This is a genomic window from Micromonospora sp. NPDC003241 (assembly GCF_053589795.1).
Genome location: NZ_JBSFSO010000036.1, coordinates 13,054 through 30,225 on the forward strand (window position 1 = coordinate 13,054; position 17,172 = coordinate 30,225).

Below are 17,172 nucleotides of genomic sequence, written 5' to 3' on the forward strand. Positions count from 1 at the left end.
TCGAGTTGCCGCAGATCGGGGCACGCGGGCGGCCGGGCGGGACGGCGTACGGCAGAATCGGCGGGCGATGCGCGCGGCGACGATCCTCACCGCTCTCGCCGACCTGGCTCCGGCCGGTGCGGAGCGGGTGTTCGACGTGTCCGGGACCGGGCGTCCGCTGATCTGGTTGCCCGAGCCGCACCGGGGTCCGCGTACCGCCCGACTGGACCGGCTGGCGGCGCTGGACGCACTGCACCGCGACGAGCGGATCCTGCGGCTGGGCCTGGCGTTCCTGGTCGGCGGCGTCGACGTGGCGGGGACACGGCGTCGGGTCCGGCTGCCGCTGCTGGCCCAACCGGTACGCCTGGAACGCGGGCGGCGCGCCTACCGGGTGCTTCCCGCCGGTGACCTCGAACTGACCTCGCTGATCGAGGATCGGGACCTCGCCGCCCGACTGGAGGCCGCGCCGGGGCTCGCCGGTCCCGGCTGGTTGACCACGCCCGGCACCGCCGCCTGGGTGACCACGGCGGCCCAAGCCGCCGGCCTGACGGTCGACCGGGTCGTGCCGAGGCCACCGCGTCGCCTCGACGAGACGACCCTGACCGGGGTGGCCGCAGCGGCGCTGTTCGTCACCCGGGACGTGTTCGCCGGCCGACTACGGGACACCCTACTGAACTGGGCGGGCCGCCCCGGACTGGCCGAGACGGCCCTGACCCGGATCTACCTCGGCCCGGCCGGAACGCCCGATGGCACGCCGGACGGCACCGGCACCGAGAGCAGCAGCGGCGGCGGCATCAGCAGCGACGGCGGCATCCGCAGCGGCAGCGGCAGGACCGACGAGCGCACCGGCGGTGGGGCGGACGGGGACGACGTACTGTCGCCGCTGGCGCTGAACGAGGCGCAGCGGGACGTGGTCCGGCGGACCCGGACCGAGGCGGTGGTGGTGGTCTCCGGCGCGCCCGGCAACGGCAAGAGTCACGCCCTGGTCGCCGCTGCCCTGGACACCGTGGGCCGGGGCGGGTCGGTGCTGGTGGCGACGCAGTCCGCGCACGCCGCAGAGGTGCTCGGCGAGCTGCTGCGGCGGCATCCCGGCCCGCCCCCGGTCCTCTTCGGCGACGCCGAGCGACGGGAGACCGTCGCCGCCGACCTCGCCGGTGGCATCGCGGTCGGAGTGGACGACGCCCAGTTGCGGGACGACGACGCCGCCGTGGCCGCCGCCCGGGACCGGGTGAGCGCCGTCCGGTCCGGCATCAGCGCGGCGTTGGAGCAGGAACGGCTCGCCGCCACCCTGCCCGGCTGGCAGCCGCTGCTGCCGGCGCTGGGCCACGACGCTCCGGGGGTCTTCACGCCGGACGCCGACCTCGCCGCGATCCGGAGGGCCCTGGCCGACACGGACCGGGCGGGTACCGGCTGGTGGTCCCGGCTGCGTCGGGCCCGGGCCGCCCGGCGGCTCCAGCGGCTGACCGGCGCCGGTCCCGAGCTACCCGCCGAACGGCTGCGGGCAGCGGTGGAGGCCGCCGAGGCGGTACGGGCGGCGGCGCGACTGCCGGCGGAGGGCGGCACCGACCTGTCGGCCGCCTGGTCGGTGCTGGCCGAGGCGGACGCCGCGCTCGCCGAGGCGGTCGGCACCGCGCTGCGACACCAGGTCACCAGCGCGCGACGGTGGACCGGCGACGCCCGTCGAGCCGCCGGTGCTCTCGGCACCGCGCTGCGGGCCGGTCGCAACCGTCGCCGCGAGATGCTCGCCGGGCTGGACGCCGAGGCACTGGTCCGGGCCCTGCCACTCTGGGTCGGCACGGTGGCCGACGTGGAGGATCTGCTGCCCCCGGTGTCCGGCATGTTCGATCTCATCGTGCTGGACGAGGCGGCGCACGTCGACCAGTTGCGGGCCGCCCCGGTGCTGGCCCGGGCCCGACACGCCCTGGTCGCCGGTGACCCGCGCCAGTTGCGGTTCGTCTCCTTCGTCTCCGACGAGGACGTGACCGCCACCCTGCACCGGCACGGGCTGGACCGCTTCGCCGACCGGTTGGACGTACGCCGGTCCAGCGCCTTCGACCTGGCGGCCGGTGCCGCACCGGTCACCTGGCTCGGCGAGCACTACCGGTCCACGCCGCACCTGATCGGCTTCTCCGCGCGGCGGTTCTATGCCGACCGGCTCAAGCTGGTCACCCGGCACCCCCGCACCGAGCGCACCGACGCCATCGACGTGCTGACCACCGCCGACGCCGCTGTGGTGGACGGCGTCAACCGGGCCGAGGTGGACGCCGTACTCGATCTGGTCGGGAAGCTCGCCACCCAGCCACCCGGCGGCGGCATCGCGGTGATCAGCCCGTTCCGCGCGCAGGCCGACGCGGTGGAGGCGGCGTTGCTCTCGGCGTACGACGTCGACGAGATCGAACGGCTCGGCCTGCGCTCCGGGACGGTGCACGCCTTCCAGGGCAGCGAGGCCGACGTGGTGATCGTCTCGCTGGGCCTGGTCGACGACGACCCGCCGGGCCGGCACCGCTTCCTGGCCGACCCGAACCTGTTCAACGTCATGGTCACCCGGGCCCGGAAGCAGCTCACGGTGGTCACCTCGCTGTGCTCCCCCGACGGCATCGTCGCCGACTACCTCCGGTACGCCGCCCAGCCGCCGGCGTCCACCATTGCCGACGCATCCGCGTCCGAGCCGTGGGCCCGCGCCCTCGCCGACGAACTCGACCGGATCGGCGTGCCGGTACGGCCCGGCTACCCGGTCGGCCGCTGGCGGATCGACCTCTGCGTCGGCGCCGACGCGGACGCGGTCGGGGTAATCTGCGGTGTGCACCCGGACGGAGTGGCCGCCCACGTGGAGCGGCACCGCACCCTGGCCCGTGCCGGGTGGCGCCTGCACGACGTGTTCGCCAGCCGCTGGTCCGACGACCCGATCCGCGCCGCCCTCGACCTCACCGCCCGAATCACGAAGGTTCGATAGCGCGAATCCCGTACGACGGAGCGACCGTAGACCGATTTCCGTCACCCCTTCGGCGCCCGGCGGGTGGTATTGATGTAGCTGGAAATCCTCGGAGCGAGGGGCATCAGCGTGAGCAACGAGTTCTCCTCTCGGCGGCAGACCATCACCGCTCTGGCACTCGGCCTGTTCCTGGCGCTGACCGGCGTGTTCCTGACGTACGCGTTCACGCCGTTGTTCAAGCAACGCGAGGATGACGCGACCGACCCGTTGGTGCTGGGCGAGGCACCGTTCCACGTCAATGTCCGGGAGGCATACCACGAGGCCGATGACGGTACGAGGTGGGTGTTCCCGGAGAAGCTGCCGATCCAGGCGTTCTCGTTCTACTACGAGCGACCTGTGGGGCAGCCGACTCCTGATCTCGAGCAGCGGCTCACCTGGACCAGCCAGGGCCTCACCAAGCTGGGTGGCATGCGGGTCGGCGAGAGCTGCAGCCCCGAGTGCGTCTCCGTGTCGCGCTACCGGATCACGTTGACCGGCAACCGGAAGCAACCAGTGCACATCGACTCGATGCGGGCCGTCATACGCGCGGAGCAGCCCGCGCCGAACGGCACGTTGCTGACGATTCCACCACAGGGCGGCGGGCCCGTCGACGTGGTCTACATCGACCTGGACTCGGCCGACCGGAATGCTGTCACCGTCGACAAGAGAGGCAAGCCAACCGACCGGAACTTCACCGACGTGGAGAACCGTTTCGCCGCCGAGGGGGAACCACTGGTCTTCGAGGTGATCGGCGCGACTGGTCGGCCAGTGCTCTACGAGTGGGAACTGGTGCTCGAGGTGACCCAGGACGGCCGCAGGGAGACGATGGTCGTGGACATGGGATCGGGGAAGGCACTGCGCACCATCGGCTGGCTCGAGGTGCCGGAGTACGGCGCCAGGTACGGCAGCGATCTCGGCGTGAATCCGAAGATCATCGAACTGAACTAGCCGTCACCGCTGTTACGGGCGGCCCGCGTAGTGCAGAAACGCGACCTCCTGCCGGAGTGGTTCGGCGTTGCCCTGCACGTCGAGAGGCCGGATGACCTGGACCGTCCAGAACGGATCTGCCTCGACGAACAGCGGCTCCTGCAGCCTCTGCACGAGGAGGCCATGGGTCCCGCAGTGATATCGCGCCGTGAACTCCTCGGGCAGCGGCGGGTGCGGGCCACCCCACCGCATGGTGCACCTGGTGCCGTCCCGAAGCTCGATCACCAGTGGTTGGCGCTGACCGGCCGGGAGCGGCTCGATCCGGCCAGGTGGCTCCCGCACCGTGTGTCGGCGCAGTTCGTTGCTACCGGGCAGTCCGCAGAGCACCGTCTCACGGCTCGCCTCGACCCAGCAGGCATGCGCACCGAGCACGAAGGGGTAGCAGGACACGATGTCCGGCGCGGTGGCCGAGTACGCGGGAAAGCAATCGTCCAGCTGGTGCCTCTCGCCGGCCTCGGTGACGTGAAAGCCGTCAGCAGCCGCGCCGTCGGCATCCACCGGCACGAACGTGACCATCGCGGTACGCTCAGCTGCCCTGGCGGTCGACGTACTCAACTCGGCGCATGCTGCTTTCCCGGTCGTATCCTCCAGGCTGGACGTGGTCACGCACACCACGTCGTCCGGCCCCTGCTCCAATGGTGTGCAGACCTCGACTCCGGCCCCCTCGCGGCAACCCCAGTACAACAGGACCACGCCGCTCGAGATCACCCCGGTCAGCGATATCGCCCGCAGCGGCTCGTCCGGCTCCTGTGTGACCCGGACGACGGGCAGGCACTCGCCCAGCGCCGCCGTCTTCACGCAGCGGTCCTCCTGCTTGCCCTGCACGGAGACCTCGGCGGCGACGGAACTGAACACCAGCCGCACGGTACGGCTCTCCGATCGCGAGCCGTCACGCAGAAACCACACACCGAGCGTGCCCGCGGCGCCGACGACAGCGGCGATGGCGAGCGGCAACATGAAGCGTCGAGCTTTGGCCATCTGGTACGCGACAGTCGAACTGCCGCCACCTCCCCTCGTCCGCCGGTCCGGAGGGTCCGTACGAGCATAGGACAACTCAGGCGTGCGGCGCGGGGGCCAGAAGTTCGAAGGTGCGTCGATCCGGGATTCACCGAAGTCGGCGGCTGGCCAGGATGGCGAGGGTTTCTCGGCGTACGGCCTCCGGCTCGAATACGAGCCGACGACGGGCGAAGCGGACGACCAGGATGCCGAGAGCTGCCAGTTGGGCGTCGCGACGCAGGTCGACCTCGCGCTGTCGTGGGTCACCGTGGGTGGTGGCGCCGTCGAGTTCGATGTTGACGCGTTCCGGTTCGGCGTAAAGGTCGAGGTAGACGTTGCGCCGACCGAGCCGGACGCGCACCTGCCGCTGGAACGCCGGCATTCCCGGGCCGGTGAAGACCCGCTCGTGTCCCCAGATCTCCAGCGGACTGCGGCAGCCATCGGCCAGGCGGGCGAGCAGCGTTTCGAGCACTGCTCGACCCGGCACCCGCGTCGTGTCGTCGAGTGTCCCTCGCAACCGCCCTGGCGTGGTCAGCCGTTCGTTGACCGCCCTGATCATCGGCGTCCGTTGCTCGCCCGGGGAGAGCATCGGCCAGGAGTCGACGAGGGCACGCTCGACGGTGGTCACCAGCAGTCCCCGTCGTACCAGCACCGACGGTGGGACGACGGTGAAGTGGCGTCGTCGGTGGACCTGGACTCCGGGCCAGTTTCGTAGGCCGCTGGAGGCTGGCGTGCTCACGTGCAGCAGGTCCCCGGGCAGTTGTGCACGCAACCCCCAGACGTCGAGGGCGGTGAGGTGGCTGAGCGCGCCACGTTCGCGTATCCAGGCAGCGACCGCTCGGCGGCCGAGGTCCGGGCCGATCCGGCCGAGCGGCGAGGTGTACGCCCGCCTGCCCTGCTCGTCGAGCAGGTGCGTTGCCGCGAACACCTCGGGCAGTACCCGCACCAGCTCACCGTTGGTGCACGCCCGTTGCAGGATCCACTCCGGCACGACCTGCTCGGCGACGGACCGGGTCACCAGGCCGCGCCCGCGCTCCACCAGTTCCGCCAGCACCACGTCCACGCCCCGACCGTGCCACCCAGCCCCCAGCTCACGCAGCCACGCCCCCCGGTACCTGTGGACGGATGCCCCCCTGTGGACAACCCCCACCCCCGGCCCTCCATCTGCTATGGCGGCCGGGAATGGGCCTCGGCTTATCGTGGCAGTGTGGCTGTTCCCGCAGCGGCGTGTCGAACAGCCACACTGCCACGATAAGAAGGCAGCGGCGGCGCGCCGGGGCGGGTCGGCGGACTGGTGGTCCCCTACCGGCCGGGGCGATCGGTTATAAGAGACGGATGGAATTGCCACCGTATCTGGTCACCATGCCGATGCACGCGATCACCGAGATGCACGGCGAGGCCGGTCTGCGGGAGCGGTTCCGGCTGGAGATCAAGGTCTTCGACGAGGATCATCAGCAGCGCCTCGACGAGGCGTTGGCACTGGCCTCGCGGCTGCACCGGGACGACCGACGATCCCGCGAGCCGTACGTCAACCACCTGCTCCGGGTGGCCATCCGGATGATGCACTACTACGAGGTACGCGACGTCGACGTGATCGTCGCCGGGCTGCTCCACGACGCCGTGGAGGACCACCCGGCCGAACTGGCCGGGTCCGAAGAACCGAACGGTTCCGAAGAACCGAACGGTTCCGAAGAACCGAACGGTTCTGAGCCAGGAGAACCGAGTGCGTCCGAGGCAGGAGGACCGAGGAAACCCGACGCGGACGAGCAGATCGGCGCAGCACTGGAGGTGCTCGCGAAGCGGTTCGGGTCCCGGGTGGCGCGGCTGGTGGCGGCGGTGACGAATCCGCCGTGGGATCCGGGGCGGGACCGCAACGAGCAGTACCACGAGCACGTCGCCGCCTGCCTGGAGCGGGAGCCGTGGGCGCGGGTCATCAAGATCTCCGACTTCACGGACAACGGTGTGGGCGTGATCCATTCGGTCGGGCCGAAGGTCGAGTCGTTGGCGCGGAAGTACCGGCCGCTGGTGCCGGTCTACCGTGATCTCGTCACCCGCACGGACACTCCGCTCTCCCCTGCCGTGCGGCGGCACATCCTCGATCAGCTAGACCTGGCCGAGGAGCGCTTCAGCGCCATCCTCGACCAACCTGCCCACCCGGCCTGACCGGGCACAACCAACCCGGGCAACCAACCCCGGGCGACCAACGCCGGTCAGGTGGCGCCGTCGGCCAAGTTTCGGGCCTCGGCGGCCTGGATCTCGGCGGCGCGGCGTTGGTACTCGGCGATCAGCGCCAGCTCCTCGGTGCGGTACTCGGCGTTCAGTTCGCCGAGTCGGGTCATCATGCCGATGAACAGGCGGCCGATCCGGGCGATGCCCTCCTCGGTGGCGACGATGGCGACCTTGCGGCCGTCGCGGGGGTGGGGTTCGCGGGTGACGAAGCCCTTGCTCTCCAGCCGGTCGAGGACGTCGCTGATCGAGTTCTTGGCCAGGCCGGTCTGCTCGGCCAGCTCGCTCACCGACGGATGACCGTGCCGCTGGACGAGTTCGAGGACCTTCTCCTCGGTCGGGCCGAGGCCGACCCGCCGGGACAGGTTCGTGTGGAACAGCACCATCGCCGTGCTGAGCAGGCGGCCGGAGTCGGCCAACGCGCCCAGCGCCTCGGCTCGGGCCGGCTCTTCCTGCGTTGACCCGCTCATGGCACCATGCTAACTTCCAATCGTTCGTTCGGTCGAACGAAACATTTTAACGGGGGCTTGATCATGAGAATTCTTGTCGTCGGCGGGGGGATCGCCGGTTCGACGCTTGCCGTCGCGCTGCGGCAGGCCGGGTTCGACCCACTGGTGGCGGAGGCTCGCCACAGCCGGGACGCGCTGGGCGGGGCGTTCCTGACGCTGGCGCCCAATGGGGTGAACGCGCTGCGGGCGATCGGGCTCGGCGACGTGCCCAGCGCCGCCGAGGGCTTCGAGGTGTCGGGGCTGGACATGCACAACGCCCGGGGCCGGCGCATCGCGGAGCTGGCCGGGGAGCACGACCTCGACCGGTACGGTGCGCGGGGGGTCGTGCTCCGGCGGGCCCGGCTGCACGCCGAACTCACCCGGCGCGCCCAGGCGGCCGGCGCCCGCTACCGTTTCGGCGCGCGCCTGGTCGACCTGCGCCACCACGCGGCCGGGGTCACCGCCGTCTTCGCCGATGACGAGGCCGTCGAGGTCGACGCGGTGATCGGTGCCGACGGGATCTGGTCCACGGTACGCCGGCTGACCTGGCCTGACGCGCCCCGACCGAGGTACACCGGCATCGTGGACTGCGGCGGCTGGACGACGGTCGACCTGCCCGACACCAGCCGCCAGCAGATGTACTTCGGCCACCGGGCGTTCTTCGGCTTCGTGGTGCGGGACTCGCTCGCCTACTGGTTCACCAACGTGCCCCGGCGCGACGAGCCGGAGCGCACCGAGTTCGACAACCTCGACCACCAGGACTGGATGACGAGGATCCGGGAGCTGCACGCCGAGGATCCGGCGCCGGTCCGGGCCGTGCTCGGCGCGGCGAACCGCTCGCTCGGCGCCTGGCCGCTCTACGACCTGCCGGACCTGCCTGCCTGGCACACGAGCACCGTCTGCCTGGTCGGTGACGCCGCGCACGCGGTCAGCCCGTCCACCGGCCAGGGGGCGAGCCTGGCCATCGAGGACGCGGTGGTGCTGGCCCGCCGCCTGGGCGAGGGGCATCGGCCGGAGACCGCCTTCGCCGGCTTCGTGGCCGAACGCAAGACCCGCGCCGAGAAGATCGTGCGGTTCGGCCGGCAGATCGGCGACCGCAAGGCCAGTTCCGCCGCCGGCAGCCTCTTCCGCGACCTCACCCTGGGCTTCTTCCTTCGGATGGGCGCCAAGGCCGCCCGCGAGCAGTACGCCTATCGCGTCCCGCAGCGGCCGGACTCCCCGTACGGTCCGGGGGCGACGCGTGCCTGAGCCCTCGACCCGCATGACCGTGTTCAACCGGATCGTGCGGGTGCTGCTCGTCGTCGGGGTCGTCGGGCACGCCGCCCTGGCCTGCCTGCAACCCTTCCTGGCCGGTTGGAGCCTGGACGGGGACGGCACGGCGCTGCTGCTGCACGGCGCGAACGGCGGCGTCATCGTCTCGTTGTCGATGGCGTTGATCCCGCTGGGTGTGCTGTGGTGGCGTCCGGGCGGCGGCACCCTCTGGGCACCCGTGCTGGCGCTGCTGCTCTTCGCCGCCGAGACCTTCCAGCTCGGCATGGGGTACGCCGACATCCTGGTGATCCACGTGCCACTCGGCGTCGGCATCCTCCTCGGTTCGCTGCTGCTCTGCGGCATCACCCTGTTCCGACGCCCGCGCCCCACCGCACGCGCCGCCGCCCTCACCGCCGATGTGTCCACGAACGCCCGACCCGCCGAGACCCGGCCGACCGAGGCCCGGCCCGCGAACGCCCACCCCGGCGACGTTCCGCACGCCACGACCCGGCCCACCCACGACCCACCGACCGTGATCCGAACCACCGACGGCCGGACAGAGCGAAAGGCGCTGTCGTGAGCCGCCCCTCCCCCGGCATGAGCCGCCGCGCGCTGTTGCGGCTCGGCGCGCTCGGGGTCGGTGCGGGCGCGATCGCCTCGGTCACCGGCTGCGACATCTTCGAGCCACGGGGGCCGATCGACACCTCCGGCACGGTCGACTTCCGCAACCCGCTGCGCATTCCCGAGTTGGCCCGACCGACCCGGCAGGGCGGCGTCACCGTCTTCGACCTCACCGCCCAGGCCGGTCGTACCGCCCTGGTGCCCGGCGGCGACGCGGAGACCTGGGGGATCAACGGGCCACTGCTCGGTCCCACGCTGCGGGCCCGGCGCGGCGAGACGGTGCGGATCGATTTCACCAACCGGCTCGACGAGGCGACCACGCTGCACTGGCACGGTATGCACCTGCCCGCCGCCGCCGACGGTGGACCGCACCAGATGGTGCCGCCCGGTGGTGTCTGGTCACCGTCGTGGCGGGTCGACCAGCCGGCCGCGACGCTGTGGTATCACCCGCATCCGCACGGGAAGACCGAACGGCACGTCTACCGGGGCATGGGTGGGCTGTTCATCGTGGACGACGACGAGGAGTCCGCGCTGGACCTGCCCCGGGAGTACGGAGTCGACGACATCCCGGTCATCGTTCAGGACAAGACCTTCGACGCGAAGGGTCGCCTCCTGGAGACGTCCCGGCGCGACAACGGCATGGTCGGCGACACGATCCTGGTCAACGGTACGGTCGGGCCGGTGCTCGACGTCACCGCCGAGCGCACCCGGTTGCGGCTGCTCAACGCCTCGACCGCGCGCAGCTACTCGCTCGGGTTCGCCGACGGTCGCGGCTTCGCCGTGATCGCCAGCGACGGCGGACTGCTCCGCGCGCCCGTCGAGAGGACGCGTGTCCTGCTCACTCCGGGTGAACGGGTGGAGGTCGTCGTCACGATGGCGGCGGGTGAGACGACGACGCTGCGGTCGTACCCGCAGCAGCTCGGTCTGGCGACGGGCCGGGAGCGCAGCGTCGGTGCGGCCGACATGTTGGACGTCCTGCTACTGCGGGCGGCGACCCGGCTGACGCCGGCGGCGGTGCTGCCGACGGGGCTGGCGCGCCTCGACGCGCTGGACGCGTCCTCGGCCGTCGCGACCCGGCAGTTCGAGCTGCGCAACAACCTGATCAACCGCCAGGCGATGGACATGAACCGGATCGACACCGTGGTCACGGTGGACACCACCGAGGTCTGGGAGGTCTGGAACGGCCACCACCAGCCGCACAACTTCCACGTGCACGACGTGCAGTTCCAGGTGCTCAGCGTGGACGGCCGTCCTCCCGCGCCGGAACTCTCGGGGTGGAAGGACACCATCTATCTCCCGCCGGAGGTGCGGTTCCGGCTGATCATGCGGTTCACCGAGTACGCGGACCCGACCGTGCCGTACATGTACCACTGTCACCTGTTGTGGCACGAGGACCAGGGAATGATGGGGCAGTTCGTGGTCGTCGAGCCCGGTCAGGCACCGGGCACGCTCCACCACGACCACGGGGGCTGACCCGGCCGCGTCACCGCGACCCGGCCGGGCGGTCGACGGGGGGTCGGGTCGTGGTGGACGGGAGGTCCCGGTCGCCCAGGCGGCCCTGCAACAGGGTGGCCTGGGCGACCGAGCCACCGCCGACGCCCAGGCCGTTGCGGGCCGCGTCGTAGAAGTGGTCGCGGGCCTCGTTGGCCCGGTGCAGCAGGTCCGGCAGGTCGTCGGTGGGCCTGCCCTGGGCGACGCGCTCGATCGCCCAGACCGCGTCGCGCCACGCCCGTGCCGCGGTCACCGTCGGGCCGTCGCCGAGCAGCAGTACGTTCTCCCAGGCGAGGGTGTGGCGGAAGTCGGCCTCGACGAGGTTGGCCAGCTCCCGCTCGCGGTCCACCGGCACCCCTCGCCATCCGGGCAACAGCCGGCCGGAGGTAGCGTGCACCTCCTTGAGCGCCCGCGCGAACTCGGCGTACGCGTCGAGTCGCCGTTCGTCCCAGCGCACCGTCTGGGTACGCCGCCAGCGCGACCGGTCCGCCAGCGAGGTGGCGACGATCGTGCCGACGGTGCCGATCAGCACACCGAGCAGAGCTGGCAGTTGCGCCATCAGGCTTCCCACCACCCGAAGACTGCCACCTGCGGGCAAGGTGGAGGGGCATGGGATTCCCGCCCGAGGCGGTATGTTCACCTTCGACAGTGGACGGAGCCTGGATACGATGATCCAATCGAGCACAGGTCCGTCACCCGATCCCGTCGACAGGAGCTAGGCATGGCCAGCCCGGATCCCGAACTCGCCGCGAAGCTCCAGCCCGAGGTGCCGCACGCCGCCCGGATCTGGAACTACTGGATGGGCGGGAAGGACAACTTCCAGTCCGACCGGGCCGCCGGTGACGCCGTGGCGGAGGTGTACCCCGAGATCGTGGTGATGGCCCAGCAGTCGCGCAAGTTCCTCATCCAGGCGGTGCGCTACCTGGCCGCCGAGGCGGGCGTCCGACAGTTCCTCGACATCGGCACCGGCCTGCCCACCATGCAGAACACCCACGAGGTCGCCCAGGCCATCGCGCCCGACTCGCGCATCGTCTACGTCGACAACGACCCGATGGTGCTGGTCCACGCACGCGCGCTGCTGTCCAGCACCACCTCCGAGGGCGTCACCACGTACGTACCCGCCGACTACCACGACCCCGAGAAGATCCTCGCCGAGGCCGCCAAGACGCTCGACTTCGACCAGCCCGTCGCGATCATGTACATGGGCGTGATGGGCTACGAGCCGGACCTGGACGTGATCCGTGCCATCGTCGGCCGGACCATGGAGGCCACCGCCTCCGGCAGTCACCTCGTGCTCTGGGACGGCACCGACACCAGCCCGGAGGTCGTCTCCGGCGCGGAACGGCTGGCTCAGAGCGGCGGTGTGCCGTACATCCTGCGCAGCCCCGAGCAGCTCGGCACCTGCTTCGAGGGGCTGACGCTGGTCGAGCCGGGCCTGGTGCCGATCCCGCTGTGGCGGCCGGCGGACCCGGACGCGGTGGCGATCGACGCGTACGGTGCGGTGGGCCGCAAGCCCTGAGCATCGCCCGCCGCCGGGGCTTCGGGATGGCCCGGTCGGGCACCGGTGCACAGACCGGTCAGGAATCGAGAAGCGCAGGTCAGCGGCCCGACCATAGCCTGACTTCCGGTCGAGCACCCACCGGCAGAGCGCCGGTGCGGCTGCTCGGTCCGGAGGGAGGCTCCGGTGAGGGGCAACGCGTGGGTTCGTCAGGTGCACCGGTGGACGTCGATCGTCTTCACGGTGGCCGTCGTCATCGTCACCGTCGTCGCGGTAGGGCAGCAGGAACCGGCCGAGTGGGTGTTCTTCCTGCCCCTGCCGCCACTGTTCCTGCTGCTCTTCACCGGCCTGTACCTGTTCGCGCTGCCGTACGTCACCAGACGTCGCGCCGCCCGCGCGAGCTGACCCGCACCGCCAGTCCACCGGCCAGCAGCGCCAGCGCGGCGACGTGCAACAGCCGGACGCCGGTCGGCGCGAGGAGGTCGGCACCGGGCAGCGCCGCCACGCACGCCGCACCGGCGACGGCGACCGCCCCGGCGACACCCCAGAACAGCGCCGGCCGGCGGGTCGGGACCGCACCGCCGTCCGCCTCCCGCCCGCCGCGCCGACCGATCCGAGCCACGAGTACGACCGCCAGCGCGCTGCCGACGACCGTGCTGGTCAGGTCCGACACGGTCCACCAGGCGACGCCGCTGACCCGGGACCAGTCGACCCCGAACAGCAGCCGCAGCCAGTCGTCGGTGTGCGTGAGCCAGTCCCAACCGAGGTGGCTCGCCGCGCCGAGCACCGCCGAACCGACCGTGATCCACAGGCGGTGCGGCAGCACCGGTCCCCGCAGCGCGTAGCGCCGCCAGCCGAACCACCGGTTCCCGGGCAGGTGGACCGCGACGTCGGGACCGGTGAACCGGACCACCGCCGCGTACGCCAACGCCACCGGCAGGCACCACCAGAACAGGGCGGGCCAGGAGTGGGGGTCGGCGAAGGTACGACCGTCCGCCCCCGCGGCCAGGTACGCGACGTCCGGGGCCACCGCACCGGTGCTCAGCGCCACGCCGTCACACCACCGTGGCCGCCAGACCTTCAGCGCCAGCACCGGCGCGAGATGCGCGGGAAAGGTCAACGGCACCGCCGCAGCCTAATCCTCTCGCCGCCCGGGCAGCGCCCCCTGATCGTGGCAGTGTGGCTGCCCGACACGCCGACGCGCGAACAGCCACACCGCCACGATAAGGCGGTCACCGCCACGATCAGCGGGGGCGGAGCCCGCCGGGCTCCGCCCCCGCACGATCAGGCGACGGTGCAGGCGGCGCCGTTGAGCGTGAACGCACCGGGTCGGGCCGTGTTGCCGGTGTGGTTGGCCTGGAACCCGATGCTGACCGACGCGTTGGGGGCGATGGTGCCGTTGTAGGAGACGTTCCTCGCGGTCACCTGCCCCGAGGTCGGCGAGTAGCTGGCGTTCCAGCCGCCGGTGATGGTCTGCCCGGAGGGCAGCGTGAAGACCAGCGACCATCCGTTCACCGCCGAGCTGCCGGTGTTGGTGATGGTGAGGTCCTCGGTCAGGCCGTTGTTCCAGGCGTTGATCGTGGCGGTGACCCGGCACGACGCACCACCCGGGGGCGGGGTGGTCGGCGGTGGGGTGGTCGGCGGGGTCGTGGTGGGCGGGGTGGTGGTCGGCGGCGGGGTGGTGCCGCCGAACTGGGTGAAGAAGCGCCACGTCTCGCCCGGCAGCCAGGTCCGCGAGCCACTGTCACCGGTCGCGCCGTCCTGCGGGGCGGCGATGTGTCCCTCGTCGAACGCCGCCCAGACGACCGGGTAGCCGGCCGCGCATCCGGAGTACGTGGTGGTCCGGTGGGTCAGGCTGCCCTGGCTCGGCTCCGGCGGGTTCTGTCGGGTACAGCCGTTGTTGGTGACGAACCGGTCGCGCAGCGTGCGACCCCCGGAGATGTTGAGCACGCCGTCCCGGATGCCGTGCGCTCCGAAGTAGGCGATCCGGCCGTTGCCGCCGCTGCATCCGCTGATCTGGCCACCGGCGTACACGGCGACCGCGCGGAACACGTTCGGCCGGGCGCAGGCGACCGCGTAGCTCATCCCGCCGCCCCAGCTGAAGCCGAGGGCGAAGCGCTGGGTGGTCTCCACGCAGAGATCCGTCTCGATCACCCGGAGCATGTCGTCGACGAAGGTGATGTCCTCACCGCCGGCGTTGCCCCACCCGTTGTTCAGCCCCTGGGGCGCGACGAAGATGGTGCTGTTGTTCGACAGGGGCAGCAGCCCGTAGTAGGCCCAGGCGTCCCGCTGCACGGTCTGGCCGGTGGCGACGTCGGTGGCCGTCCCGCCGCGCCAGTGGAAACCGAAGACCAGCCGGTACGGGTTGGTGTTCTGGTAGTTGTCGGGCACCCGCAGGATGAAGCTGCGGCTCTTGCCGTTGCTCTGGATGGTGTGCGTACCGCTGCGCAGGGTCGGGGACTTGCCGCACCCGGCGGTCGCGGCGAGCGTGCCGACCTCGGCTGCGGCGGCGGTGCGACCGAGGTTGCCGGTCACCGCCGTGGCGGCGGCGGCCACCAGGAGAAGGGCTGCGAGCAGCACAGGCCCGAAGAATGATCTACGCCTGGACATCGTGTTACTCCATTCCGCGTCGCGTGGACGCGCGGGCGGCGCGGGGCGCCATGGTGGTGGGTACGGCCGGGATGCCCGTCGACCGGCCTGGTGCCGTGCGCTCGGCCGCGTCGATTCGCGGGCGCGGCCGAGCGCTGGCGCGTGCCCCTCACTCCCGTAGGGACGGTAACCTGTGAGCGATAACATAGCAAGGAGTCGATGGCGTCCGGTGGAACCGTCCCGCCGGGTGCGACCGGCCGGCGCGTCAAGCCCACCTATCGGATCAGCGGCCGGTGGTCGTCGGGGCCGAGGCGCGCAGACCGTCCAGGGCGAAGTCGAGCGCGGCCTCGAGATGGTCGATCCTGCCGGTGGAGAGCATCAGCAGCACGCCGCCCTGGATGCTGGCCAGCAGCGCCGACCCGACCCGGTCGGCGTCGAGCCCGGCCGCGATCTGACCGGTCGCCTGCATCTGCCGGACGCCGGCCGTGATCCGCGCCTGCCAGCGGGTCATCAGCCCGGCGACCACCGCCTGTGAGCCGGGGCCACGCCGACCGGTCGGCCCGAGCAGGGTGCTGAGCGGACAGGACATGCCCTGGGCGCGGTAGCGCGCGACGAGCAGGTCACGCCACTCCTGCCAGGCCGGCCAGGTGGTCAGGTCGCTGAGCGCCGGCTCCTGGTCGGCGAGCACCTGGTCTGCCTCGTGCTGGGCGACGGCGAGCAGCAGTTCCTCCCTGCCGTCCGGGAAGTAGTGGAAGATCTGCCCCTTGCTGGTGCCGGTGCGCCCCATGACGTCGTCGAGGCGTACCTCGTCGACGCCACGCTCGCGCACCTCGGCGGCGGCACCGGCGACGATGCGGGCGCGGGTCTGCTCGCCCTTGCGGGTCAGCGCACGCGGCAACTCGTCCTCCCGAGGTCAGGCGGCTACCGGGCCATTGAACACCGGCGGCGCGTAGCCGGTCGGCTTGTCGCCGATGCCGAGGCCGGGACTGACGATCCAGGACTGGTACGTCGGGGTGAACATCGAGTACGGGGCGGCGAGCGGCCGGGCGCTGGCGGCGTCGAGCCGGTCGCGCAGCTCGCCGGGGATCTCGAAGTCGAGGGCCGCGAGATTGCCGTCGAGTTGGTCGGCACTGCTCGCGCCGACGACCACGGAACCCACGGCCGGTTGCGTGATCGCCCAGTTGAGGGCCACCTGCGCCATGGGCCGGTCCAGTTCACCGGCCACGCTCCGCAGGGCCTCCACCACGCGCCACTCGGCGTCGCCGACCGGCCGGTTCCCGTCGCCGAGGCGTCCCGTCCCGGACAGGCCGTCGCCGGTCCGGCGGTACTTGCCGGTCAGCAGGCCGCCGCCGAGCGGACTCCACGCGGTCAGGCCCAACCCCAGCGTTTGGGCCATCGGCACGAACTCGGGTTCGATGTCTCGCGCCACCAGCGAGTACGGCAGTTGCACGGTGACCATCGGGGTCATCGCGTGCGCCTCGGCGACGCTCTGCGCCCGGGCGGCGTACCAGGCGGGCACGTCGGACAGGCCGGCGTAGCGGATCTTGCCGGCGCGGACCAGGTCGTCGAAGGTCCGCACCACCTCCTCGACCGGGGTGATCCGGTCCCAGGTGTGCAGCAGGTACAGGTCGAGGTAGTCGGTGCCGAGCCGTCGCAGCGAGTCCTCCACGGCGCGGATCATGTGCTTGCGACCGTTGCCGCTGGCGTTGGGGTCGGTGGGGTCGACCGTGTTGGTGAACTTGCTGGTCAGCACCAGCCGGTCGCGGACCTTCGCGGAGTCGATCAGCCGGCCGAGGATCCGCTCGCTCTCCCCCGCCGTGTAGAAGTCCGCCGTGTCGATCAGGTTGCCGCCGGACTCCAGGTAGCGCCGGAAGATCGGCTCCGCCTGCGCCTCGGTGCGGCCGTACGCGGCGTGGAAGCCGCCGGTGCCGAAGTTCATCGTGCCCAGCGCCAGTCGACTCACCCGCAGCCCGGACCGGCCGAGCAGGTAGTAGTGATTCATGGCCTCACTGTGACGCGGCAAAATTGGACCGACAAGTCCAGAAGCCCCTGCCCGCCCCGAGGGCCGCGACCCG

16 protein-coding genes are annotated in these 17,172 nt (G+C 71.6%); 8 read left to right on the forward strand and 8 right to left on the reverse strand.

The annotated features are described in order from the left end of the window. Positions 1 to 67 precede the first annotated feature (67 nt). Positions 68 to 2,932 carry an AAA domain-containing protein gene (locus ACWDVW_RS24030; RefSeq protein WP_449952767.1) on the forward strand — a complete coding sequence of 955 codons (2,865 nt, stop codon included), beginning with the start codon at positions 68 to 70 and terminating at the stop codon, positions 2,930 to 2,932. Positions 2,933 to 3,040: 108 nt separating this feature from the next. Further along, the gene (locus tag ACWDVW_RS24035) at positions 3,041 to 3,898 is read left to right on the forward strand and encodes a hypothetical protein (protein WP_449952769.1); all 858 of its coding nucleotides are present in this window, start codon (positions 3,041 to 3,043) and stop codon (positions 3,896 to 3,898) included. A 12-nt stretch (positions 3,899 to 3,910) separates the two neighbouring features. On the opposite strand, the gene ACWDVW_RS24040 is transcribed toward ACWDVW_RS24035, so the two are convergent. Next, positions 3,911 to 4,915 carry a hypothetical protein gene (locus tag ACWDVW_RS24040; RefSeq protein WP_449952772.1) on the reverse strand — a complete coding sequence of 335 codons (1,005 nt, stop codon included), beginning with the start codon at positions 4,913 to 4,915 and terminating at the stop codon, positions 3,911 to 3,913. A 127-nt stretch (positions 4,916 to 5,042) separates the two neighbouring features. Next, positions 5,043 to 5,996 carry a DUF559 domain-containing protein gene (locus tag ACWDVW_RS24045; RefSeq protein WP_449952775.1) on the reverse strand — a complete coding sequence of 318 codons (954 nt, stop codon included), beginning with the start codon at positions 5,994 to 5,996 and terminating at the stop codon, positions 5,043 to 5,045. 272 nt (positions 5,997 to 6,268) lie between these two features. On the opposite strand from ACWDVW_RS24045, the gene ACWDVW_RS24050 reads away from it, so the two are divergent. Continuing rightward, entirely contained in the window at positions 6,269 to 7,096 is an 828-nt protein-coding gene (locus ACWDVW_RS24050) for an HD domain-containing protein (protein ID WP_449952780.1), read from the forward strand. A 47-nt stretch (positions 7,097 to 7,143) separates the two neighbouring features. Here the strand turns inward: ACWDVW_RS24050 and ACWDVW_RS24055 are convergent, their stop codons facing one another. Next, complete coding sequence (locus tag ACWDVW_RS24055) at positions 7,144 to 7,629, reverse strand: MarR family transcriptional regulator (RefSeq protein ID WP_449952782.1); 486 nt, start codon at positions 7,627 to 7,629, stop codon at positions 7,144 to 7,146. Positions 7,630 to 7,692: 63 nt separating this feature from the next. Between ACWDVW_RS24055 and ACWDVW_RS24060 the strand changes: the two genes are divergently transcribed. Genes ACWDVW_RS24060 through ACWDVW_RS24070 form a run of 3 tightly spaced genes read left to right on the forward strand, consistent with a single transcriptional unit; the run spans position 7,693 to position 10,992 of the window. After that, positions 7,693 to 8,895 carry an FAD-dependent monooxygenase gene (locus ACWDVW_RS24060; protein ID WP_449952785.1) on the forward strand — a complete coding sequence of 401 codons (1,203 nt, stop codon included), beginning with the start codon at positions 7,693 to 7,695 and terminating at the stop codon, positions 8,893 to 8,895. Continuing rightward, positions 8,888 to 9,478: a hypothetical protein gene (locus ACWDVW_RS24065; protein WP_449952788.1), complete on the forward strand. Its 591-nt coding sequence runs from the start codon at positions 8,888 to 8,890 to the stop codon at positions 9,476 to 9,478. The genes ACWDVW_RS24060 and ACWDVW_RS24065 overlap by 8 nt, the downstream gene beginning before the upstream one ends. After that, positions 9,475 to 10,992 (forward strand): multicopper oxidase family protein, encoded by a 1,518-nt coding sequence (locus tag ACWDVW_RS24070; protein ID WP_449952790.1) that lies wholly within the window; start codon positions 9,475 to 9,477, stop codon positions 10,990 to 10,992. Before ACWDVW_RS24065 ends, ACWDVW_RS24070 begins: the two co-directional genes overlap by 4 nt. 10 nt (positions 10,993 to 11,002) lie before the next feature. Here the strand turns inward: ACWDVW_RS24070 and ACWDVW_RS24075 are convergent, their stop codons facing one another. Then, complete coding sequence (locus ACWDVW_RS24075; protein ID WP_449952793.1) at positions 11,003 to 11,569, reverse strand: hypothetical protein; 567 nt, start codon at positions 11,567 to 11,569, stop codon at positions 11,003 to 11,005. 162 nt (positions 11,570 to 11,731) lie between these two features. Here ACWDVW_RS24075 and ACWDVW_RS24080 point away from each other — a divergent pair, with 162 nt between their 5' ends. Together ACWDVW_RS24080 and ACWDVW_RS24085 are read left to right on the forward strand one after the other, a co-directional pair. Continuing rightward, the gene (locus tag ACWDVW_RS24080) at positions 11,732 to 12,529 is read left to right on the forward strand and encodes an SAM-dependent methyltransferase (protein WP_449952796.1); all 798 of its coding nucleotides are present in this window, start codon (positions 11,732 to 11,734) and stop codon (positions 12,527 to 12,529) included. A 165-nt stretch (positions 12,530 to 12,694) separates the two neighbouring features. Further along, the gene (locus tag ACWDVW_RS24085) at positions 12,695 to 12,913 is read left to right on the forward strand and encodes a hypothetical protein (protein ID WP_449952799.1); all 219 of its coding nucleotides are present in this window, start codon (positions 12,695 to 12,697) and stop codon (positions 12,911 to 12,913) included. Here ACWDVW_RS24085 and ACWDVW_RS24090 read toward each other — a convergent pair. From ACWDVW_RS24090 to ACWDVW_RS24105, 4 genes are all read right to left on the reverse strand, one after another. Next, positions 12,882 to 13,634, reverse strand: a complete 753-nt coding sequence (locus tag ACWDVW_RS24090; protein WP_449952801.1) for a DUF4184 family protein — start codon at positions 13,632 to 13,634, stop codon at positions 12,882 to 12,884. The genes ACWDVW_RS24085 and ACWDVW_RS24090 overlap by 32 nt on opposite strands. 158 nt (positions 13,635 to 13,792) lie before the next feature. Further along, the gene (locus tag ACWDVW_RS24095; RefSeq protein ID WP_449952804.1) at positions 13,793 to 15,118 is read right to left on the reverse strand and encodes a cellulose binding domain-containing protein; all 1,326 of its coding nucleotides are present in this window, start codon (positions 15,116 to 15,118) and stop codon (positions 13,793 to 13,795) included. A 262-nt stretch (positions 15,119 to 15,380) separates the two neighbouring features. Then, positions 15,381 to 15,995 (reverse strand): TetR/AcrR family transcriptional regulator, encoded by a 615-nt coding sequence (locus ACWDVW_RS24100; RefSeq protein WP_131054963.1) that lies wholly within the window; start codon positions 15,993 to 15,995, stop codon positions 15,381 to 15,383. Positions 15,996 to 16,010: 15 nt separating this feature from the next. After that, positions 16,011 to 17,099, reverse strand: coding sequence for an aldo/keto reductase (locus tag ACWDVW_RS24105; protein ID WP_449952808.1), 1,089 nt, complete (start codon positions 17,097 to 17,099; stop codon positions 16,011 to 16,013). Positions 17,100 to 17,172 lie beyond the last annotated feature (73 nt).